Source organism: Actinomycetota bacterium (assembly GCA_040757835.1).
Lineage (GTDB): Bacteria > Actinomycetota > Geothermincolia > Geothermincolales > RBG-13-55-18 > SURF-21.
Genome location: JBFLWJ010000029.1, coordinates 14377 through 35846, shown reverse-complemented (window position 1 = coordinate 35846; position 21470 = coordinate 14377). Strand labels below are relative to the sequence as shown.

Annotated in this window: 25 protein-coding genes; 22 read left to right on the top strand and 3 right to left on the bottom strand. The window is 63.5% G+C overall.

What is annotated here, in order from left to right; all coding sequences use genetic code 11:
• Positions 1 to 226 precede the first annotated feature (226 nt).
• Complete coding sequence (locus AB1384_15340; protein ID MEW6555642.1) at positions 227 to 1351, top strand: radical SAM protein; 1125 nt, start codon at positions 227 to 229, stop codon at positions 1349 to 1351.
• Positions 1352 to 1513: 162 nt separating this feature from the next.
• The gene (locus AB1384_15335) at positions 1514 to 2317 is read left to right on the top strand and encodes a (Fe-S)-binding protein (protein MEW6555641.1); all 804 of its coding nucleotides are present in this window, start codon (positions 1514 to 1516) and stop codon (positions 2315 to 2317) included.
• A 450-nt stretch (positions 2318 to 2767) separates the two neighbouring features.
• Here AB1384_15335 and AB1384_15330 read toward each other — a convergent pair whose 3' ends face one another.
• Positions 2768 to 4003 (bottom strand): diacylglycerol kinase family protein, encoded by a 1236-nt coding sequence (locus AB1384_15330; protein MEW6555640.1) that lies wholly within the window; start codon positions 4001 to 4003, stop codon positions 2768 to 2770.
• Positions 4004 to 4231: 228 nt separating this feature from the next.
• Here AB1384_15330 and AB1384_15325 point away from each other — a divergent pair, with 228 nt between their 5' ends.
• From AB1384_15325 to AB1384_15265, 13 genes are all read left to right on the top strand, one after another.
• Positions 4232 to 4363, top strand: coding sequence for a hypothetical protein (locus AB1384_15325; GenBank protein MEW6555639.1), 132 nt, complete (start codon positions 4232 to 4234; stop codon positions 4361 to 4363).
• Positions 4364 to 4481: 118 nt separating this feature from the next.
• Positions 4482 to 4994: a CBS domain-containing protein gene (locus tag AB1384_15320; protein MEW6555638.1), complete on the top strand. Its 513-nt coding sequence runs from the start codon at positions 4482 to 4484 to the stop codon at positions 4992 to 4994.
• 110 nt (positions 4995 to 5104) lie between these two features.
• Positions 5105 to 5890, top strand: coding sequence for a carbon monoxide dehydrogenase accessory protein CooC (locus AB1384_15315; protein MEW6555637.1), 786 nt, complete (start codon positions 5105 to 5107; stop codon positions 5888 to 5890).
• A complete protein-coding gene (locus AB1384_15310; protein ID MEW6555636.1) occupies positions 5890 to 6705 on the top strand; it encodes a sulfide/dihydroorotate dehydrogenase-like FAD/NAD-binding protein in 816 nt (271 codons plus the stop codon). The genes AB1384_15315 and AB1384_15310 overlap by 1 nt, the downstream gene beginning before the upstream one ends.
• A gap of 13 nt (positions 6706 to 6718) precedes the next feature.
• Positions 6719 to 7852 (top strand): glycerate kinase, encoded by a 1134-nt coding sequence (locus tag AB1384_15305; protein ID MEW6555635.1) that lies wholly within the window; start codon positions 6719 to 6721, stop codon positions 7850 to 7852.
• Between the two features lie 847 nt (positions 7853 to 8699).
• On the top strand, positions 8700 to 9674 hold the full coding sequence (gene moaA / locus AB1384_15300) for a GTP 3',8-cyclase MoaA (protein MEW6555634.1): 975 nt from the start codon (positions 8700 to 8702) through the stop codon (positions 9672 to 9674).
• 1 nt (position 9675) lies between these two features.
• Entirely contained in the window at positions 9676 to 10185 is a 510-nt protein-coding gene (moaC, locus tag AB1384_15295) for a cyclic pyranopterin monophosphate synthase MoaC (GenBank protein MEW6555633.1), read from the top strand.
• A gap of 3 nt (positions 10186 to 10188) precedes the next feature.
• Positions 10189 to 10641, top strand: a complete 453-nt coding sequence (locus AB1384_15290) for an MOSC domain-containing protein (protein MEW6555632.1) — start codon at positions 10189 to 10191, stop codon at positions 10639 to 10641.
• Complete coding sequence (locus AB1384_15285) at positions 10638 to 11135, top strand: MogA/MoaB family molybdenum cofactor biosynthesis protein (GenBank protein MEW6555631.1); 498 nt, start codon at positions 10638 to 10640, stop codon at positions 11133 to 11135. The genes AB1384_15290 and AB1384_15285 overlap by 4 nt, the downstream gene beginning before the upstream one ends.
• A 192-nt stretch (positions 11136 to 11327) precedes the next feature.
• A complete protein-coding gene (locus tag AB1384_15280) occupies positions 11328 to 11786 on the top strand; it encodes a hypothetical protein (GenBank protein MEW6555630.1) in 459 nt (152 codons plus the stop codon).
• Positions 11787 to 12021: 235 nt separating this feature from the next.
• Positions 12022 to 12648 (top strand): histidine phosphatase family protein, encoded by a 627-nt coding sequence (locus AB1384_15275; GenBank protein MEW6555629.1) that lies wholly within the window; start codon positions 12022 to 12024, stop codon positions 12646 to 12648.
• Between the two features lie 43 nt (positions 12649 to 12691).
• Positions 12692 to 13066 (top strand): DUF5318 family protein, encoded by a 375-nt coding sequence (locus tag AB1384_15270; GenBank protein MEW6555628.1) that lies wholly within the window; start codon positions 12692 to 12694, stop codon positions 13064 to 13066.
• Between the two features lie 2 nt (positions 13067 to 13068).
• Positions 13069 to 13257: a CooT family nickel-binding protein gene (locus tag AB1384_15265; protein ID MEW6555627.1), complete on the top strand. Its 189-nt coding sequence runs from the start codon at positions 13069 to 13071 to the stop codon at positions 13255 to 13257.
• A 260-nt stretch (positions 13258 to 13517) separates the two neighbouring features.
• Here the strand turns inward: AB1384_15265 and AB1384_15260 are convergent, their stop codons facing one another.
• Positions 13518 to 14468, bottom strand: coding sequence for a DUF4349 domain-containing protein (locus AB1384_15260; GenBank protein ID MEW6555626.1), 951 nt, complete (start codon positions 14466 to 14468; stop codon positions 13518 to 13520).
• A gap of 229 nt (positions 14469 to 14697) precedes the next feature.
• Here AB1384_15260 and gltA point away from each other — a divergent pair, with 229 nt between their 5' ends.
• The 5 genes from gltA to AB1384_15235 all read left to right on the top strand — a co-directional run bounded on the left by gltA (position 14698) and on the right by AB1384_15235 (position 18809).
• Positions 14698 to 16116: an NADPH-dependent glutamate synthase gene (gene gltA / locus AB1384_15255; GenBank protein MEW6555625.1), complete on the top strand. Its 1419-nt coding sequence runs from the start codon at positions 14698 to 14700 to the stop codon at positions 16114 to 16116.
• Positions 16117 to 16324: 208 nt separating this feature from the next.
• Positions 16325 to 16786, top strand: coding sequence for a zinc ribbon domain-containing protein (locus tag AB1384_15250; GenBank protein ID MEW6555624.1), 462 nt, complete (start codon positions 16325 to 16327; stop codon positions 16784 to 16786).
• A 43-nt stretch (positions 16787 to 16829) separates the two neighbouring features.
• The gene (locus AB1384_15245) at positions 16830 to 17336 is read left to right on the top strand and encodes a hypothetical protein (GenBank protein ID MEW6555623.1); all 507 of its coding nucleotides are present in this window, start codon (positions 16830 to 16832) and stop codon (positions 17334 to 17336) included.
• Positions 17337 to 17359: 23 nt separating this feature from the next.
• Positions 17360 to 18082, top strand: coding sequence for a zinc ribbon domain-containing protein (locus AB1384_15240; protein MEW6555622.1), 723 nt, complete (start codon positions 17360 to 17362; stop codon positions 18080 to 18082).
• Positions 18083 to 18140: 58 nt separating this feature from the next.
• Complete coding sequence (locus AB1384_15235; protein ID MEW6555621.1) at positions 18141 to 18809, top strand: hypothetical protein; 669 nt, start codon at positions 18141 to 18143, stop codon at positions 18807 to 18809.
• Between the two features lie 60 nt (positions 18810 to 18869).
• Here the strand turns inward: AB1384_15235 and AB1384_15230 are convergent, their stop codons facing one another.
• Positions 18870 to 19355, bottom strand: a complete 486-nt coding sequence (locus tag AB1384_15230; protein ID MEW6555620.1) for a metallophosphoesterase — start codon at positions 19353 to 19355, stop codon at positions 18870 to 18872.
• Positions 19356 to 19432: 77 nt separating this feature from the next.
• Here AB1384_15230 and AB1384_15225 point away from each other — a divergent pair, with 77 nt between their 5' ends.
• Both AB1384_15225 and AB1384_15220 read left to right on the top strand, forming a co-directional pair.
• Positions 19433 to 20032 (top strand): 5-formyltetrahydrofolate cyclo-ligase, encoded by a 600-nt coding sequence (locus AB1384_15225; protein ID MEW6555619.1) that lies wholly within the window; start codon positions 19433 to 19435, stop codon positions 20030 to 20032.
• 161 nt (positions 20033 to 20193) lie between these two features.
• Complete coding sequence (locus AB1384_15220) at positions 20194 to 21468, top strand: Nramp family divalent metal transporter (protein MEW6555618.1); 1275 nt, start codon at positions 20194 to 20196, stop codon at positions 21466 to 21468.
• Positions 21469 to 21470: the final 2 nt, after the last annotated feature.

Sequence of the window (21470 nt, the reverse complement as noted above, 5' to 3'; positions counted from 1 at the left end):
TGTACACTCTACTCATGGGACGCCTCCTTTCGGTCGTGCCGGCCCTTTCAACCGGCATGTTTGGTTTGTCACCTAATTGTTCGGAGGCGTCCGTTCTTTATCATTCCAGGTCTTGGATCTTGGATACTCTGGTATGTATGGCTTTTTTTATCCCCTTTTACCTGCAAGGACGTGAGCCCTCCATATCCAAGAAACAAGACCTGACCCCTTGGATTATCATGGAGGTATGGAGATTACCTTGCGCGACCGCCATTCGCCCACCCTGCATGACTTCCCGTACCGGGGGGAGAGGCGCAAATGCTACCACAAGTGGATCATCAACGTGACCCCTCCGGGCATAGGCAACTGCCGGCACGACTGCCTATACTGCTACGCCAGGGACGCCGTATATTCGCGCGGCCAGGAAGGTGGGATGGTGGTATATTCCAACCTGGCACGGATGGTCGAGAAGGAGCTTGAGGGGCTGTGGCTCTGTCCGCCCATATCCATATCCAACATCACCGACCCCTGCCAGGACGTCCCCGAGCTGCGGGATGTGGTGAAGGAACTCGTGAGCATCCTGGTCGAGTGGGGGGTGAGCTTCCACGTCATCACCAAGGGCGACCCCTCCTTCCTCTCCGGCATTGCGGGCTTCCCTGGTGGGGGCAGGTTCTTCCTGGCCGTGACCATCGAGGGGCCGCCGGAGGTCCTGGGCCTGCTGTCACCCGGCGCGCCCCCCTACGAGAGAAGGCTGGACGCGCTGCGCTGGGCGTCCTCCCTGGGCCTGCCTGCCCAGGTGCGCTTCGACCCGGTCATCCCGCCGCTGTGGCAAGGCCTCTACGGAGAAGGTTGGACGGGCAGGGCGGCGGACGTGCTGGCGGACTGTGCCGCCGCCGGAGCGAAGCACGTGGTCAGCTCCACGGGGCGCTTCACGGCAGCCACCCTCAGGTCCCTAATGGAGCTGGCCAAGGGGCTCCCTGGAGTGCGAGGCCCCGCGCTCGAAAACGACTACGCCTTCGACCGCTCCTGCACCTCCAGCGGCTACATGCTGGCACATGGGGCGCGCCTGGGGTTCCACCGCCGCATGCGCGCGGCGGCGGCCAAACACGGTATGACCTACACGGTATGCCAGGAACTGGAGGCGGAAGAAGCGGATACCCCGGGGCTGCCACATTGCGAGGCCTTCCCCATGCCCTTCTCCCGACGCGTGGGACCGCGGCGGTTAGAGCCCGTGCCCGGCTGCACCGCAAATTGCCACGTAAGCTGTGCGGACTTATCGGACCCTCCCTGCGGGAGGCCGGAACTCGCCTCTCCCCAGCCCTACCGGCCTTCCTCGCTCAAACAGCCGCGCACGCGCCACCGTCCCGCTTAAACTCGCCGGGAGCGCATGGCCTGTATGGGGTCCAGGCTCCGCCGCTCGCGCCGGGCATGGACGCCGGTGACGGCCACGGAGCGACCTTCGCGCCCTAGCGAGTGGCAAAAGGTCCTATAATCGTAGGTGCCGGGAAGAAACAGCCTGACATGGGGGTGGCAAATGTATCCGCTTATCGACGAGGGCATGGTGGCGACGATCCGCGAGACCGGGAATACCGCCGCGGGCCTTCCCCCCCGCAGCGAGGTCTTGGAGAAGCACGGGCTGCCCTGTGATCGCGAGGCGGAGAACGTCATCATCTCGGGGTGCCAGATCATCTATCTCCTGCCCCATATCCTATCGTCACTATCCCGCGTGCTCGAGCGGGGGGGCTTCTCTTTCACCTTTCTTTCGCGCGAGTACTGTTGCGGTAATTACCTCTACCGCCCGGCCATCAAGGCACGTGATGACGAAGCTATCGCGGGCTGCCGCGAGCTCTCCAAGGAGTTCGTGTCCCTCAACATGCTCGCCGCCAAGGAGCTAGGAGCGAGGCGCCTGGTCATCGTCTGCTCTCCCTGCTACCCCATATACAAGCACGCCTTCCCCAAAGAGGACATCGTCTTCTATCCCCAGGCCATCGCCGAGGCCATGGGCGACTTGAGCTGCAGGGAAGATATCGACTATTATGCCGGTTGCTACCGGCTGCACCGCAGGTTCTCCCCGGTGCCCATGGACCTGGACTCGACCGAGGAGGTCTTCTCCCGCCTGGATGGCCTGGAGATAAACCGCATCGACGCCCCCCAGTGCTGTTATAAGCCGGAAGGTGCCGCCCATATCGCGCGGAGCATCACCACCGGAACCCTGGTCACGATCTGCAGCGGCTGCTACGGACAGGCAATAGCGAGCCTGCCGCCCGGCGGCGGCACCGAGGTGCTCATGCTCCCCGAGCTGGTCGAAAGGGCCCTCGACGTCAGCCCCAGAGGTTGACTAACAGCCGCCACCATGGATGTATAGGGGTCTTGTTTTTTAGATGCAAGGCGCAAGGAGTATGCAGTAAAAGACCTGCATAGAGGCCGTTTCTATCTTGGTTTTCATATTTACATACCGCGGTATCCAAAAAACGAGGCCTGACACAAAGGAAGGAGGCGCCGCAGCGCCTCCTTAAAGGGGAGCTATAAGCCACCGGCGGATAGGGCTATTTCAGGGGGTGGAATGTGCTGATTCCATCTCATGCTATAGGGCATATGGGGTTGGCCGGCAGCTTATAGCGTAGGGCTTTTTTCAATGTCCAAAAAAATTCAGCCCCGGATGGGCCGATAGATTTTCTACTAGCTATTCGTCCCACCCGTTGTCTTGAAACTAACAGACTATTTTGACAGTGTCAAGCAAAACGTACACCCGCGTTTAATTAAAGGCTGATATAAATCATATCCATATTTATGCCGCGTTGCCTCTTTTTGCCATCTTCTGCATCTCTTTTTTCATGCGCTTGGCGGCGCGGCGTGCACTGCGCTCTTCCTCGTGTTCAGGGCCGAAGAGGGCTATCTGCCGGCCCGACTCCCCTCCGTTCCTGACCACCCCCAAGCCGGGCTTTCTATGCCTCACCTCCAGCGCCTGTTCCACCCTGGCCTTGATCCTGCGGGAGAGTTCCTCCAGCTCCTCCGCCACTCCCTCCCGCCGCGGTATGAGGCGCAGTTGCACCGGTTCCGGCGGTTCCTCGCGTTGCACGAAGGGCAGCCGCTTGTCGTTCAGGGACTCCGCCGGCACAAGGACCTTGAGGGCCTGGGGTACCATCGACAGGTTGATGATCTTGCCCGCCTCGAACTTGAAGACCTCCCCGTCGATCTGGGCGTAGGTGTCGGACTTGCACTCGACGCGCATCTCGCGCACCTGGTGATATGAGACCAGACTGGAGAAGCCGTGCCTTCCGCCCATGCAGGCGAAGCCGAAGAGGACGAGCCCGTAGAGGTTGGGCATCTCCCTGCCCACGGTGAGGTCCAGCAGGCCGTCGTTCATCCTGGCGTTGGGGTTTATCCTGATATAGCGGCCGAAGACCGGCGCGTTGCAGAGGATGGAGATGAGCACGTTGCCTTCGAAGGTCTGCCCCTCGTAATCGAAGCGGACATGGTATTTCTTGCGCTCCTCGAAGAAGCACTTGCGCAGCCCACTGTAGAAATAGGCGGGGATGCGGAACCTCTTCCACTTGTACGCGCCGTCGGCGATCTCGGAATCCACCCCTAACCCCCAGGTCACCGCGGCATAGCGGTCGTCGTAGCGGATGAGGTCGATGGTGCGGCAGGAGTCGCCCAGGATGGTCCGCAAGGCCTGTTCCTTGTCTTTGCGGTTGTAACCCATGTTGCAGGCGAAATCGTCGGCCGTTCCCGCGGGGAACATGGCCAGCTTCAGCTCCGCCCAGGGGACCTTCATGATGCCGTTGATGATCTCATTGGTGGTGCCGTCACCCGAGACGGAGACCACCACGTCGAAATCCTCGGCCCATTTCACCACCATCTCCTCGGCATGTCCCGCCCTCTCCGTGAACAGGAACTCGTAGTCCACCCCCGCCTTCTTCAGGCGGTTGAGCAGCCAGATGCCCTCTTCCTGCGCCTTGCCGCCACGGGAAACGGGGTTCACTATGACCAGGTATCTTCTGTCTTCTCCTGTCCTTTGCATCCTCATACCCCCAGAACGGAAACGCCGGTAGATAATATTATCACGGCGCAAAATGTGAAGTAAACATAATCCATCGTTATGTATGCAATACCCAGGGGAGCGGCGCCGCCGGGACGGCGAAAGCACGCCGCTATATATGCGCGGGCGACTTGGTTAAGATAGAGGGTACCCGGAGGGGTGCCTCGCAGAGGCGCGGAAGGCTATCGATATCTGGAAAGAGGGTGAACCATGCCGGAGAACAGGGTAGTTATCAAGTTCTTTGCACCGGTCATCGACGAGACCATCAACGCCCTGCCGGGAGCCGTCGACGAGAAGATGAAAGCGGGGGTGCGGGAGTTCACCATCCTGCCACCGCAGTAGCAGGGGTGCCGCATATGGAGCGCGGTTATCCGTGCAGCCACGGGTCCATCAACGTTTGCGGTGTGTACCCAGGGGCCGGGATGGGAACAATAGGGACAGAGCAGGCAAAGGAGGCGTGATGCAAGTAAGAGAAGCGATGAACCGCAATGCGCCCAGGATCCGCGACAACGCCACCATCAAGGAGGCCGCCGAGCGGATGGCGCTGACCCAGGCCGGAGACCTGGTGGTGGTGGAGGCGGGCGACCACGTGCTGGGGATGCTGGGGGCCGAGGAGATCCTGCGCTGCCTCATCCCGGAATACGACGAACTGCTGGCCCGGGGGGGCTCACCCTCCCACCTGCACCCGCACCGCCGTTCCAGTGACCTCCTGCCGCACCTCAAGGTGAAAGAGGCTATGCGCAGGGTGGAAGTCCTGCTTGACCCGGAGCAGAGCCTGGAGAGCGCTTTCGGGCAGCTGCTCGAGGGCGGGGGCAAGACCCTGCCGGTGGTGAGCGGGGGGGCGCTGGTCGGGAGCCTGTCCACGGTGGACGTGGCCCGCTCCCTGATGTGGCGCGACCAGGTCTCCCCCGCCATGCTGCAGCCGCCGCAGGAACGGAGGAAGGGCGGCAGAAAGAAGGGCCCCCAGCCTTGATGCCGGCACAAGGTCGCCCACACTGGCCTGAAAAGAACCTATAATATAATCCGCTCAGAAGGATCGTCATGCCTCACGCCCGGCATGGCAGCGTTAAGGAGGGACCGCAGTTGAAGATCGCCGTGACCGGAAAAGGCGGGGTGGGCAAGACCACCCTCGCGGGAGGGCTGGCGCGCCTGCTCGCCGATGAGGGCTACAACGTCGTGGCCGTTGACGCCGACCCCGACGCCAACCTGGCCTCCAGCTTGGGCATCCCATCCGGGGAGATGGCCGACGTCGTGCCCATCGCCGACATGAAGGAACTCGTGGCCGAGCGCACCGGGTCCCAGCCCGGCACCTTCGGCACTTATTTCAAGATGAACCCCAAGGTGGACGACCTTCCCGAGGCCCTCTCCAGGAAACACGCCGGGGTGCGCCTGCTGGTCATGGGCACGGTGAAGGAAGGCGGCGGGGGTTGCGTGTGCCCGGAGTCGGTGATGCTAAAGGCGCTGCTGCAGCACCTCCTCCTCGCCCGCGACGACGTGGTCATCCTGGACATGGAGGCCGGCCTGGAGCACCTGGGCCGGGGGACCGCCGGCGCGGTGGACGCCATGGTCGTGGTCATCGAGCCGGGAATGCGCAGCGTGCAGACGGCCGAGACCATCCGCAAGCTCGCTTCGGACCTCAAGGTCCAGCGCATCTACGTGGTGCTCAACAAGGTGCAGAGCGCGGAGGAGGAAGATCTGGTGAGGAGCCGTCTGGACGGACTGCCCTACCTCGGTTCCATCTCCTACAACCAGAACATACGCCGCTCCGACCTGGAAGGGACCAGCCCCTACGACGCCGACCCGGCCTTCGTGGACGAGGTACGCGCCATCAAGGAAAAGCTCTTCCGGGAACTGGGAAGGGAGGGCTGATGTTCACCATACTGAAGCGAGAGCAACTGGCCGAGACGGTGTTCTCCATGGGCGTCGAGGCCCCGGATATAGCCCGCAGGGCCCTCGCGGGACAGTTCGTCATCCTGCGCCTGGACGAGACGGGAGAGCGCTTCCCCCTCACCCTCTGCGACTGGTCGCCTGGAGAGGGTTGGATACGCCTGGTGCTGCAGGTAGTCGGCCGCTCCACCCGCAAGCTCAGCCTTATGCGGGAGGGCGACGCCATCCTCGACCTCGTCGGCCCCCTGGGAAGGCCGGCCGAGATCTGCGAGGGCGGGCACGTGGCCTGCGTGGGCGGAGGCGTGGGCATCGCGGCCATCCACCCCATCTGCCGCTCCCTTCGCGAGGCCGGCAACCGCGTCACCTCCATCATCGGGGCCCGCACCGCGGACCTGCTCATCCTGGAGGATGAGATGGCCGCGGTCTCTGACTCGCTCGTCATCACCACCGACGACGGTTCAAGGGGCCTGGAGGGGCGAGTCACCTGGGCCCTGGAGGAACTGCTCAAGCAGGAGCGGGTGGACATGGTGATAGCCATCGGGCCGGCGATCATGATGAAGTTCTCCTGCGCGGTCACGCGCGAGTTCGAGGTCCCCACCAGGGTCAGCCTCAATTCCATCATGCTCGACGGCACGGGCATGTGCGGGACCTGCCGCTGCGAGGTGGAGGGCAAGACCAGGTTCGCCTGCGTGGACGGGCCGGAGTTCGACGGCCACGCCGTGGACTGGAACCTGCTCCTCTCGCGCCTGGATCAGTACAAGGAGGAAGAGGAGATAGCCCGCAGCCTCCCGATATAGGACCCACCACAACATGCGCGTCCTCATCGCTCCCGATAAGTTCAAGGGCTCCCTCGGCGCGAACGAGGCGGCCCGGGCCATGGCGCGCGGCTTCGCGCGGGGATGGCCCGAAGCGGAGGTGCTCACCTGCCCCCTCGCCGACGGCGGCGAGGGGACCATGGAGCTGCTGGTCGCGGCCACCGGCGGGAAGACCATCCCGTGCGAGGTGACGGGCCCCCTGGGCGAGCGGCGCCGGGCACTCCTGGGCGTCCTCGGGGACGGCAGGACCGCCATGGTGGAGATGGCCGCCGCCTCCGGACTGGCGCTGGTCCCCCCCGAGAAGCGCGACCCCCGCTACGCCACCTCGGCCGGCACCGGCGACCTCATCCGCAACGCCCTGGACCAGGGGTTGCGCCGCATCATCGTGGGCATAGGGGGGAGCGCCACCAACGACGGCGGCGCGGGCATGGCCGCGGCCCTGGGGGCACGTTTCCTCGACGAGAACGGGGAGGACCTGCCCCACGGTGCCATCTACCTCAACAACCTCGAGAGCCTGGACCTCTCCGGCCTCGATCCCCGACTCCGCGAGGCCGCGGTGGTGGTGGCCTCGGACGTTACCAATCCGCTGCTGGGAGAAACTGGTGCATCCCAAGTCTACGGCCCCCAGAAGGGCACCAGCGAGTACGACGTGCGGCTGCTGGAAACGGCACTGGCCAGGCTGGCGGAGGTGACCTCCAGGCAGGTCGCCCCGGGTCATGAATCAAAGCCAGGGGCAGGAGCCGCCGGAGGCCTCGGTTTCGGGCTCATGGCCTTCACTGGGGCGGCGGTGCTCCCGGGCATCGACGTGGTCATGAAGGCGGTGGGCTTCGAGAGGAAGCTGGTAGGCTGCGGCCTGGTATTGACCGGGGAGGGAAGGCTGGACGCCCAGACCGCCTACGGCAAGACGGTCACCGGCGTGGCCCGCGCCGCCGGGAACCACGGCATACCCGTCCTCGCCCTGGCCGGCGAGGTGGCGGGGGGGGCGGAACAGCTGCACGAGCTGGGCGTCACCGCGCTTCTGGGCATCGCCCGCGGCCCCATGAGCCTGGAGGAGAGTATCCGCCGGACGAGGGAGCTCCTCGAAGACACCTCCCGCGAGCTCGCCTCATTACTTCGCGGTCTGCAATGAGCTAACAAATCATTGTATTCTAAGGTCAATTCTACTAGATTTGAATTGCAGAACCGATCTCGCCTTTAGTGACGAGGGTAGGCTCTGCTTCTTTATGGTTTACATAATTTTAATTTGGATTGCGATTTCAGCAATCACAGCTGTAATTCTCTGTCTGTGGGCCTATCGTTCTGGATTGCCAAGAACCGGAGTCGTGTTTGTTGGTTTTTTATGTCTTGCTCCGGCGGTTGGATGGTTGCTTGCCATAGTATATGTAATCTGCGTAAAGCATGATCTCAATCCAAGTTTCTGGATACTCGGAATGTTTCTTATCGCGTTTATCCTGCCTATTATAGGGCCGATTCTCTGGTTATTATTGCTCTATCGGGTGGCACGAGAGGAGCATGTCGCGTCCAGATCAGGTTCAGAGATAACCTTCGTCGACCCAGAAACAGGAATACATTACTCTGAACATATGCCACCAAGCGAAGCCCAAGACAAACACACCCCACCGAGTGCATGGAAATAGCTTCTTACCGGTATTCCGTAGCTTCGAGCACCTCCGCTACATTTGTTTTCTTCCCGTTCAAAAAAGCACGGGGGTGCGCAGGGACCTGTCTTCAATCGTAACCCTTGCAGGGATTGCGGCCTGTTACAGCTATCCAAACGGAATAATCGGCACATCTACGGATATTGTTCCTTTCTCGACTCAGAAGGTCCCCCAGCTCGCCACGGCACGGTGAGGTCATCAACTGTCATCAGGGCTTATGATATAATCTCACTGTGAGCGAAAGACCTGCATAGGCGGTGATTTTAATATGTGGCGAGTTCGGTTCGCTGATTTTTTTTCGGTACTGGAAACGGCGCGATGACCTCCCTGCTGGACCCCTATTCGCGTCCCATCGACTACCTGCGCCTCGCGGTCACCGACCGCTGCAACCTGAGGTGCGTGTACTGCATGCCCCCCGAGGGAGTGCCGCAACTGCGCCACGAGGACGTCCTCACCTACGAGGAGATGGTGCGCTTCCTGCGCGTCTCCGTGCGGGCGGGCATCAGCAAGGTGCGCCTCACCGGGGGAGAGCCCCTGGTCCGCAAGGACCTTGATTTCCTCGTGCGCGAGATAGCCGCCCTGCGCGAGGAGGTGGATATCTCCCTCACCACCAACGGGATCCTGCTGTCGCGGCAGGCGGAGAAGCTGGCCGCGGCTGGGCTGAAGCGGGTGAACGTGAGCATCGACTCCCTGGACCCCGACACCTACCGCCGCATCACCCGCTTGGGCGACCTCTCCGATGCGCTCGCGGGGGTAGAAGCCGCCGTGGAAGCGGGCCTGACACCCGTGAAGATAAACGTGGTGGTGCTCGAGCACCTCCTGGACGAACTGGACGGCTTCGTGGAACTGGTCCGGCGGCTGCCGGTGCACGTGAGGTTCATAGAATACATGAGCCCCTGCGGGATGTTCGACGGCTCATACTACGTCCCGGCCGAGGAGATCAGGAAGCGCCTGGGTGAGAGCGGTGAGTTGACCCGCTCGGACCTGCCTCCAGTGGGCTCCGGCCCGGCACGCTACTACAGCCTGCGCGGCGCCCGCGGCACCATCGGCTTTATCTCCCCGGTGAGTTCGCACTTCTGCCCGGAATGCAACCGCCTCCGCCTCACGGCGGATGGAAAGATGAAGCCGTGCCTCTTCTCGCGCGAGGAGGACGACGTGCGCGATATACTGCGAAACAGCACGGACGACGCGCCGGTGCTCGAGGCCATCCGCCGCTCCCTGGCGAAGAAGCCTCGCGACCACGGAGGCTTTCCGGAGTCCCCCGGCAGGAGCATGTCCCAGATAGGAGGTTGACGTGACGGCCGAGAGGAGCGAGAGACAGGGCGAAGGACTCACCCACCTGGACGAGAGGGGGCGGGCGAGGATGGTGGACGTCTCGTCCAAGCGCGTCACGGCCCGCACGGCGGTGGCGCGGGCCAGCGTGGTCATGCAGAAGGCCACCCTGGACCTCGTCCTGTCCTCGGGGATCGAAAAGGGCGACGTGCTGGGCACGGCGCGCATCGCCGGCATCATGGCCGCCAAGAAGACCAGCGAGCTGATACCCATGTGCCACCCCATCGCCATCACGGCGGTGGAGATGGATTTCGAGGTGGACAGGAAGAAGTCGAGCATCACCGCCGTGGCCACCGCCAGGACCCGGGACCGCACCGGTATCGAGATGGAGGCCTTGACCGCGGCCGCGGTCGCCGCCCTCACCATCTACGACATGTGCAAAGCCGTGGACCGCGGCATGACCATCACCGCGGTGCAGCTCGTGAAGAAGTCCGGGGGCAGGTCCGGGACTTTCCTGCGCGAGAAGGAGTGAGGGATGAGAACGGCCCGGGGTGAGATAGTCGCCGTCTGCACCAGCGCGGAGAAGCACGTCCAGAAGGAGGCGGTGGATGAAGTGTTCCTCACACCCGAGATGGGCATCGAGGGCGATGCCCACTACGGCTTCGGCCACCGCCAGGTCAGCCTGCTGGCCGACGAGAGCGTGGACAAGATGCGCGCCAGGGGCCTCAGCGACCTGCAGCCGGGGGCCTTCGGCGAGAACCTGGTCACCAGGGGCATCGACCTGCTGTCCTTCGCCATCGGCGACCGGCTGAGGGTGGGAGATGGGGTCCTGCTCGAGGTGACCCAGATCGGCAAGGAATGTGTGGACCGTTGCGCCATATACTACGCCGCTGGAGACTGTATCATGCCGCGCGAGGGTATCTTCACGCGGGTGGTCGAGGGCGGAAAGGTGCAGCCGGGCGATGAGATCGTGACGGTGGAAGCGTGAGTGGGTTCAGGGTCGCCATCCTCACGGTGAGCGACAAAGGCTCCCGCGGCGAAAGGGAAGACCTCTCCGGCCAGGCGGTCGAGGAGACGGTCCTGGGAGCGGGCATGCTCGTGGAGGCACGGGATGTCGTGCCCGACGAGTTCGGCGATATAGAGGCGAAACTCAGGTATTACTGCGACGAGATCGGGGTGGACCTTGTGCTGACCACGGGCGGCACCGGCTTGAGCCCCCGCGACATCACCCCCGAGGCCACACGCCGCGTCATCCACCGCGAGGCGCCGGGTTTCGCGGAGGCCATGCGAGCCGCTTCGCTCCGCGCGACCCCCCACGCCATGCTCTCGCGCGCTGCCAGCGGCATCCGCGGCCGTACGCTCATCGTCAACCTGCCGGGGAGCCCCCGCGGCGCCAGAGAGAACCTGGAGGCCATCCTCCCCGCCCTCCCGCACGGCCTCGAGAAGCTGCGTGGAGACGAGGGAGAATGTGCCACGCCGTGAGCTCATGGCGCCGCGCCCAACCCGCCGTTTTAATATGTACGCCCGGCCCCGGTTGACCGGCCCCACGGAGTCGGATAGCGGCCGGAAAGGGCGGCCCGAGTCGATTTGAAAAGGGTATTGAAAAAGGTATAATAACTCTGTCTTTCGCCCTTGACGTAGCATGACCGAAACATCGCATCGCCGGAGGTTATAGTGCTGACCAGAAGATTCATAAAGATGATCGAGACCAGGGCGGACAAGGTAGCAAAGCTCTGGCTGAAGGAAGTAAAGCAATCGAGATACACCCCCACCTATCACCATTTCCCAGAGGAACTCCTTTTCGAGCGGGCCATGGCCGTCTACGAGAGACTCGGTTACTGGTTGAGCCCGGAGACCAAGCAGGAGGAGATCCGGCATTTCTACATGAACCTGGGCCAGCGCCGCTTCCAGGAGGGCTTCAAGCTGGAAGAGGTTATCATGGCCCTCATCCTGCTCAAGCGCTACCTGTGGCTCGAGGTCATATCCGAAGGCCTGACCCAGACCAACCTGGAAATCTACCAGGCACTGGAGCTTAATAACCAGGTCGTTCTCTATTTCGACCGCGCCATCTACTATTCCACCATGGGATACATGGAGGCCATGGAATCGGCCCGCGCCATCGGCCAGTATTGACCATCCTCTGGGCATCAGGTTCATCTTCCCAACGCGATCCAGCACTTCAATTCCGGTTGTCCGCCGTGGCATACCCTGTTGCATGTTGCATGGACGGCCGAGCCGCCATGCGCACGGCAGTCATTGCCATGATGCCGGCTTCTACTCTATTCTCGTTCTGGGACGGGCCGGGCAGAGACACCGGCCCCGGTCACACGTATCGCATGACCACGATGAGCGGACGAGGGAGCCCAAGATGGAGCTGGTGCTGGTAAGACACGGGGAGACCGAGTACAACCGCGCGGACCTCTTTCGGGGGCGCGTGGACCTGCCCTTGAACGATCGCGGCGAGGAGCAGGCCAGGGCGGCGGCTGTATACCTCTCTGGCCTGGACTTCGAGGCCTTCCGCTCCAGTCCCCTGCAGCGCGCGATGCGGACCGCGGAAGTCATCGCGGAGCCCCACGGCGGAGAGGTCCTTCCCCTGGAGCATTTCATTGATGTCGACTACGGGCACTGGAGCGGAAAGAGCGCCGACGAGATCCGTAAGGAATGGCCGCGGGAGTTCGCCATCTGGGCCGACGACCCCGACAGGGCCGTCTTTCCGGGCGGGGAAGCGGTGCGCGAGGTGCGGGAGCGCCTCTGCGAGGGATTGGAGTCGCTGGCGGGCGAGCACGAGGGAACGGTGCTCCTGGTCGGGCACAAGCTCATCAACCGCATCACGGTCTGCATCGTTCTGGGGCTGCCCACCGTGGGGATCTGGAGAGTGGAACAGACCAACGCGGCCATCAATTTCATCTCCCACGGGGAGCGGGGCTGGGTGCTGAAGCGCCTGAACGACACCGGCCACCTGCGTGGGATCGAGAGCAACGAGCAGCAGACCTGATGCGGTGGGGTATAATGAACGCGACACGCGAAAGGGAGTGAGCATGAAGAGCACGGCCACCAGCGTGGACTACACCCTGCGCAAGCGGTCCGTACTGCGTGATTACCGCTGCGGCCGCCTCTCCGTGTACGACGTCTGCGACGCCCACCCGGAGATGCGCAGGATCGCCGTCAACGTCGGGGAGGACACGAGCAATATGTGCCCGGTGTGCAGACGCGAGAGGCTGCGCCTGCTCAACTTCGTATACGGCAGCGAACTGGACCGCGACAACGGCCGCGTGTTTCCCACCCATGCCATCTTCGACGGCCTGCGGGAAAAATATCGCGAGTACACCTGCTACGTGGTGGAAGTATGCACCGGGTGCAGCTGGAACCACCTCGTGCGCAGCATCCGTTTTGAGAACACGGGAGGTAACTGAGGATGTGCGAATCCCACGCCTACCTGCTCGAGGGCGACGAGGAAAAACTCATCATGGAAGACGTGATCGACGTCAGGGAAGAGGGCGGCAAGGTCATCCTCTCCAACATCATCGGTGAGGAGAGCGCGCTGGAGGCAGAGGTGGCGGCCATCACCCTGCTCGACCACAAGGTCCTCCTCCGCCCCCTGTAAACGTTAATCCGACGCGCGACCTATTCCACGCTGGGTACGGTCAGTGTTTCGTTCCGAGCCGCAGGCGAGGAATGTCAATGCTGACGGAGTAACAACAAGAGCGGCCAGCGATACGTGGTGCCAGGGCCAGCGTCGGATCCATGGATAACCGGGTTTACCGTCTGTGGGTCAGGTCTTGTTTCTTGCATTCGTGCGGCCAAGGTCGAAGTAGCCGTCTCTGGTGGAATGCAACAAACAAGAAGCCTGACCCGGCACTACCCCTACACGTCGGGCGGCGTCGACTCCCCCGGCTTGTTCTTCCTCGCGCGGCGCACCAACAGCCAGGCGACGACCGCTGCCGCTGCCACTATCAACAGGTAGGGAAGCGCGTAGAAGAAACCCACCGCCAGCTTACCCATGCCCCGGCCAAAGCTCCTGAAGGCATCGCCCACGGAGGCCCAGAACCCCTCTCCATCGTCCTCGGGGCCGGTCTCGTCCACCGAAAGGGTAATGGTGGAGTACCCGACCTGCTGGTCGAGGAAGTTCATCCTCCCTTGTACCTGCTCCTTCTCTAGCTGGATGGAATCGAGGTGTTCCCGTATGGTGATCATCTCCTGGATGGTCTGGGCTTTGGCGATAAGGGACATGTAGAAGGACTCCTCGGCCTGCAGGTGCTTCAGCCGGCTCTCCATGTCCACATACTCCGCGGTGACGTCGTTCGTGGAGACCTGGGTGGAGACCACCTCTCCCAGGTCCGCGACTTCCGCCGCGACCTCGTCGAACCTGTCGGCCGGGATGCGCAGGGTGAGGGTGGCATAGGTGAAGCCTTCGTCGTCACGGCTCGCGCTCTCCCCCTCCACGTAGCCGCCGGCCGCCGCGGCGATGGCCAGGGCGTCCTCCCTTATCCTTGCGTATCCGCCCTTCTCCGTATCCATCTCCATGAGGGCGGTCTTGATCACCTTGAGCTGCATCTGGGGCAACGTGGACGAGCCGGGAGAAACGATGGCCTCGCCCTCCCCCGCGGCGAGTTCGTTCACCGCGTCTTTCGTCTCCGCCGCGACCGATTCCTCCGCTCCCGCCCTGCCCGCATCCGCTTCATACCACAGGGTCTCGTCGCTCGTGGGGCGCGGACCCTGCTCGATCTCCCCGCCGCATCCCAGCACCATCGCGACGGTGAAGATAAGCAGCAGCACGCAGGCGGTCCCCAGGCCTATCCATCGTTTTTGTGTCATCTCCCTACCTCCGATCAGCATCTGCAAAGCCCACGGTCTTAGGACGCAGCCGGAAATCAAGCTGGTTCCACTCTTTTCCAACATGCGCTGGCTCCCAGCGCTTCGCATGACTGGCCGCTTTCGCCGGCATGGATGCCGGCTTACATGGGTTGCGTGAGAGAACGGGAGACGGGTATATTTTCTACAACCGTAATGCGCCGCCACTATGTCTCCGAGGTGGACAAGCGAGATGAGCACAGAGGACAAGAAGGGCAAGACCAGGATACCTCGCGTCGCCATGCCCGAACAGGACGCAGAGGCGCGCAAGGGCAACTTCGAGGAGGTCGCGCTGGGGCTGGGAGAAAGGGAGGCCATGATCGAGGCCTCGCGCTGCCTGCAGTGCAAGAAGAAACCCTGCGTGGCCGGGTGCCCGGTCGAGATAGATATCCCCGCCTTCATCAAATCCATCGAGGGGGGCGACTTCCTGGAGGCAGCGGCCAGGCTCAAGGACCAGAACAACCTGCCGGCGGTATGCGGCCGGGTGTGCCCACAGGAGACACAGTGCGAGGAGGTCTGCACCCTTGGCAAGAAGGGCGACCCCGTGGCCATCGGGAGGCTGGAGCGCTTCGCCTCGGACTACGAGGCTTCCCACGGCGAGTTGATCGTCCCTCCGCCCCGGGCGCGCACGGGAAGGAAGGTGGCGGTCATCGGCGCTGGTCCGGGCGGCCTCACCTGCGCCGGAGACCTGGCGCGCATGGGACACGACGTCACCGTCTTCGAGGCCCTCAACGCCCCCGGCGGTGTCCTCACCTACGGTATCCCCGAGTTCCGTCTCCCCAAGGCCATCGTCATGCGCGAGGTCGAATACGTGCGACGGCTGGGGGTGGAGATCAAGCTGGACCAGGTCATCGGCTGCAGCAACACCCTGCAGGAACTCTTCGAGAGCGGCTACGAGGCCGCCTTCATCGCCATCGGCGCCGGCCTCCCCATGTTCATGGACATCCCCGGCGAGAACCTCAACGGCGTGTATTCCGCCAACGAGTACCTGACCAGGTCGAACCTGATGAAAGCCTACCTGTTCCCCGCCTACGACACCCCGATCAAGAAGGCCAGAAAGGTGGCGGTCATCGGCGGAGGCAACGTGGCCCTAGACAGCGCACGCACCGCCCTCCGCCTGGGTGCCGAGGAGGTGAGTATCGTCTATCGCCGCTCCCGCACGGAGATGCCGGCCCGCGCAGAGGAGGTCGGGCACGCCGCCGAGGAGGGCGTGGTCTTCAAGTTCCTAACCCTGCCCGTCCGCATACTGGGCGAGGACTGGGTGCGGGGCATGGAGTGCCTGGAGATGGAGCTGGGCGAGCCCGACGACAGCGGGAGGCGCCGGCCCGTCCCCATCAAGGGCTCCGAGTTCGAGCTGGACGTGGACCTGGTGGTCATGGCCATCGGCACCAGGGCCAACCCGCTCCTGCCGGCGACCCTGCCGGAGCTGAAGCGTAACAAGTGGGGATACATCGAGGTGGACCCAGAGACAGGCCAGACCTCCGTGCCCAATATCTTCGCGGGCGGAGACATCGTCACCGGCTCGGCCACGGTCATCGAGGCCATGGGAGCGGGCAAGACCTCGGCCCGGGCCATCCACAAGCTGCTCACGGGGGAGGAAGCCCCCTTCTAGTCCGCCCGCGGCCGCGCCGCCCGCTGGAACCCCTGCCCGCGGCACGCCGTCATTACCATGTGTCCGGGATGAAACCCGGGGAGCGCTGTGGCGAAGCCGTGTGATACGTCCGCGGGCCGAGGGCACGACCTCCACGCTTCCCGCTACCTGGCCCGTAAGCGGTGTTCTATAATATGAAAAAGCGTTGTGCGACCAGAGAGGTGAGGAAATGGGATTCGTCGATAAGCTGAAGCAGCAGGCATCGAGCCTGGGCGCGCAGATCGACCAGGCGCTGGACAGCACCAAGCAGAAGGGCCAGGTGGGCACGCTGCGCAAGCAGCGCGGGGACATGATCGCCCAGCTGGGCGAAGCCCTGCTGGAGCAGTTCCGGCAGCAGCAGGTGGACGCCGAGCAACTGCGTCCGCAGGTGGAGCAGATCTTCGAGGTGGAGCGGCAGATCATCGATGCCGAGGCCGCCGCGGAGGCCCAGAGGCAGGCAGCAGCCGCGCCCCCGGCTCCACCCCAGGCCCCGGCCGCTCCGCCCGCTCCGCCCGCGCCGCCCGCGCCTCCTGCGGCTGCCCCGGCTCCGCCCCAGGCTCCGGCTGAGGCGGGAGCGGTAACCTGCCCTTCCTGCGGGAACGAGGTCCCGGCCGGGTCGGCTTTCTGCCCCAACTGCGGGACGAGAGTCTGAACCCAGCGGGGGTATAGCCCGGGGAGCGGCATGGAGGCAGGAGATGACGGCACGCAGGTTGTTGCCACTACTGTTCATCCTGCCGGCGACCGTTCTATGCCTCGCCGCGGCGGGATGCGGGCAGGCGACGCCGGAGGAGACGGTATACAAGTTCCTGGGCGCGGTGCAGTCGCACGACCGCGAGGCCATGCGCTCCTGCATCAACCCGGAGGCGCTGGAAAAGGTGGCCGAGGGGAGCGGAGAGATAGCCCGTCAGTGGGAGGAGCTCTACCGCAGGTACTTGGCGGAGCCGACGAACTGGCGCATGGTCTTCGAGAACGTGCGCCTGGACAGCTCTTATCTGGACAAGGACCGGGCCCTGGTGAGGCTCGCTGGAGGCAGGTGCGAGCTGTATAACCTGAAAGAGGGTGCATGGGTGTCCATGGGCGAGATCGATTTCTCCACCGAGGACTTCGTGCCCCTTTACGTGGTGGAAAGAGACGGGCAGTGGTTCCTGGAGGCGCTGGACCTATACGTGATCTTCGGGCTGGAAAGCGCGGCCCGGACGTGAGATAGAGAGTAAGGGGGTTGCACTTGCGCTGTCCCAATTGCGACTACGATAACCCGGAAGGACGCCGCTACTGCGAGGAGTGCGGCGAGAAACTCCTCGACCTCGAGGCGATGAAAGCTCGCGCCCGCAGGCGTTCGGGGCGCGAGGCGGCGGCGTACCGCCGCGAGGCCCAGAAGGACGGCCTCGACGCCGAGGAGGCGGAACGGCGCAGGCGCCGCTCCTCGCGCCGGCGTACCAGGCCCTGGGTGGGCGTGCTGCTGCTGGCGGTCGTCTTGATAGCCGTCATCGTGGTCATAATCGTCCTGGCCAGCGGAGGTGAGAGCGGGCCGGAGAAAGCGGTCAATGACTTCTTCAACGCCATCAAGAACAAGGATATCGTAGTCTTTATAAAACATACGGAACCCGATCTTTATAAAATGGTAAAGAGCGGTGAATACCAACCTGACCCCTATAGCGATGGCCTGGAATACGATACCTATACCCTCGACGGGCTGACCACGCGGCTGGTATCGGAGGATGGAGACAGCGCCGAGGTGGAGATCACCGGGGGCTTTTTCGAGGGGTTTTTCAGTGATGGCAGCAACAGCGGCGGCGTTGATTTCTCGCAATACCCCCGTCTGGTGAGGCTGGTCAGGGTCGAGGGCACCTGGATAGTGCAGGACTACCAGATGATGAAGCTGCCGTACCCCATCGCCGAGATAGGACCGGATCAGCCGGAATACCCCGAGGTGGAGGAGCCGAGCTGACAGGGGCGGCGCCGTAAACTATACTAGTACGGTCATGCGAGCGAGAAAGAGAAGTGTTTTGATCAAGCAGCGATACCTTGTCTACATCATCGCGGCCGCCGCTCTCATCCTCTGCGCCGGCTGCGGCTGGAGCAGCGGCCCGGCCTTCTCCGGGGACTATACGGATTTCGATCCCGAAGCGTACAGCGCCCCCGAGAACCAGGACCCCATGGCCACGGTGGCGGCATGGTTCGCGTCCATGGAGTTCAAGCGCAGCGAGAACGAAGAGGGCGTGATGGTGCCCGACCAGGAACTCGGCCGGGACTTCGAGCTCTGGCTCTCGGTGGTCAACCCCGAGACCCTGATCGACCCCAGCGGGCAGTTCATCGGCATGGAGCAGGTGGACGCCCTGCGGGGGATATGGGAGGACGTCGAATCCTGGCAGGTGGAGTTCCTGGACGTCCAGATGGAGCTGGCCTCCGATGAAGGCGGCGAGGCGACGGTGGACCTTATCGATGGCGGGATACGCTACATCGGTGACCAGTTCTTCGACAGCCCCGAGTACCGCCAGGACAGCTTCGGGGACAAGAAGGGCCAGGTCTTCCTGCGCTACTTCGAGGACACCGAAAACGACCCGTTGCAGTTCATCCCGGGGATGGAGGACATCGCGGGCAAGGGACGCTGGGTAGTCGTCGGCGGCCTGGACTTCTCCGAGGAGAACGCCTGGGGCCATGGCGCTCCGCAGTAAGACGCCGGCACGAACCCCCCCCCCGACACTCTCCCGATAAGCCAAGCCCCCCCAGGACGTCTATAACCAGACTATGCGCGGCCTGACCTCGCCCTCCTCGATATCCAGGACCGCGTAGGAGAGGCGGTCGGAGAAGCGGCGGTCGTTGGGGCTGCCGGGGTTCACCAGCAGGGTCCCTTTCCTCTCCTCCACCAGCGCTTTATGGGTGTGGCCGAAGACGACCACGTCCACGCCCGAAAAACGCGAGAGCACCCGCCTCTCGATGCCCATGGGCGGCCCCCAGCCATGGATGACCCCGATGCGCTTATCCCCCACCCTGGCGACGGTCTGCTCGGGCAGCACCGACCTCACCTCCGGCCGGTCCATGTTCCCGTACACCGCCCGGGTCGGCGCCAGCCTCCCCAGTTCGTCCAGGACGGACAATTCGATGAGGTCGCCGGCGTGCACGATGAGGTCGGCCCCCTCGCAGGCCTCCAACAGCTCCCGCGGCAGCGGCGTGCCCACCTTGGGTATATGGGTATCGGCCAGCAATATGACCCGCGCCACGACTGCCTCCGTCCCCTGCTTGCTTTTGTCCCTTCCTGATATATTATATAGTGGGTCCCGGACCGGGGGAGTACGAGATGATCCACAAAAAAAAGAAAGAGCTGCGCAAAAAGGTCCAGGAACTGCGCGACGCCATGGATCCCGAGCAGAGGAAGCTCCTCTCGGCCCGCGTCTGTGAGAACCTGTGGTCTGTCCCGGAGTTCGCCTCCGCCCGTACCGTCCTTTTCTTCATCTCCTTCCGCAGCGAGGTGGACACCGTACCCATGATCCGCCGCGCCCTGGACGAGGGCAAGGTGGTCTGCGTGCCCTGCACCGACGACGGGGAAAAGAGCATGGTGGCCTCCCGCATCATCGACCTCGAGGGCGACCTGGAGGTGGGGAACTACGACATCCTCGAACCGAGGGAGGCGTGCCTGCGACCGATACCGCCGCAAGAGATCGACGTGGTGCTCATGCCCGGGGTGGCCTTCGACCTCTCCGGCGGCCGCCTGGGATACGGCGGCGGCTATTACGACCGTTTCCTCGAGAGATGCGACCCGCGCTGCGCGCTCATCGCCGTGGCCTTCGATATCCAGATCATCGAGCACGTGCCCTGTGCCGACCACGACCACCACATCCACAAGGTGGTGACCGAGTCGCGGGTCATCGACTGCCGGGACGGCTGTCCAGCTTCTTGAAACCGGATTCCGCGTTCCCGCCTGCCCAGCTGAGCCCCGGGCGCGAATTCCCCTCCCCGCCACCCGCGCGCGAGGCGTGCGCCCGCATGCGTGTTATAATCAACCAGGACTTTTAGCAGGACTTTTCGAAAACAGGAGAAGACAAGCGTTGGAGGAACAGCATGCTCGGCAGGGGAGGCCGCACCAAGAGACGGCCGGGCCGCCGGGAGATACTGATATTCCTGACAGTACTCGGCCCCGGCCTGATCACCGCCATGGTGGACAACGACGCCGGCGGCATAGCCACCTACTCCGTGGCCGGCGCCCGCTTCGGCTACGAGCTGTTGTGGGTACTCACCTTCACCGCCGTCCTGCTGGCCATGGTCCAGGAGATGACCGTGCGCATGGGCATGGTCACGGGAAAGGGACTGGCTGCTCTCATCCGTGAGAGGTTCTCCCTGCGCCTGACCGCCTTCATCATGCTCACACTCCTGGTGACCAACTTCGCCAACACCATCTCCAACTTCGCCGGACTCGCGGCGAGCATGCAGCTCTTTCACGTCCCGCCCTGGATAGCAGTGCCGCCCCTGGCGGCGCTCATCTGGTGGCTGGTGGTCAAGGGCACCTATAAGCGGGTGGAGAAGGTCTTTCTCATCGCCTCCCTGGTCTATATCTCCTATATCATCTCGGCTTTCATGGCCAAGCCCGAATGGGGCGAGGTGGCCAGGTCGCTGGTCACCCCCTCGCCGCAGTTCAACACGGCTTACCTGGTCATGACGGTGACCATCGTCGGCACCACCATCGCCCCCTGGATGCAGTTCTACCAGCAGGCGGCCATCGTGGACAAGGGGCTCGATTCCTCCAAGATAAGGTACGAGCGCGTCGATACCGTGGTGGGCTCGGTGCTCATGACCGTGGTGGCCATGTTCATCGTCATCTGCTGCGCGGCGGCCTTCTACAACAACCCGGAGATCGGCCCCACCACCATCACCAGCGCGGAACAGGCGGCGGCGGCACTGGCCCCGGTGGCCGGCAGCAACGCCTCCTACCTCTTCGGGCTGGGGCTATTGGTGGCATCGCTCTTCGCGGGGTCCATCCTGCCCCTCTCCACCGCCTATACGGTATGCGAGGCGTTCGGGTGGGAATCGGGCATCGACCGCCCCTACCGGGAAGCGCCCCGTTTCTATTTCATCTATACCTTCCTCATCGCCGGGAGCGCTCTGCTGGTGATGATCCCCGGCATCCCGCTGGTCCTGCTCATGGTGCTTTCGCAGACCATGAACGGCATACTGCTGCCGGTCATCCTGCTGTGCATGCTGACCCTGGTGAACGACCGCGATATCATGGGCGCCTACGTCAACCCGCCCTGGCTCAATGGGGTCATGTGGACGGTCACCGCCCTCTTGACCTCGTTGACCCTGGTCTTGATCGTTTCGACTTTTTTTCCGTCGGGCTGATC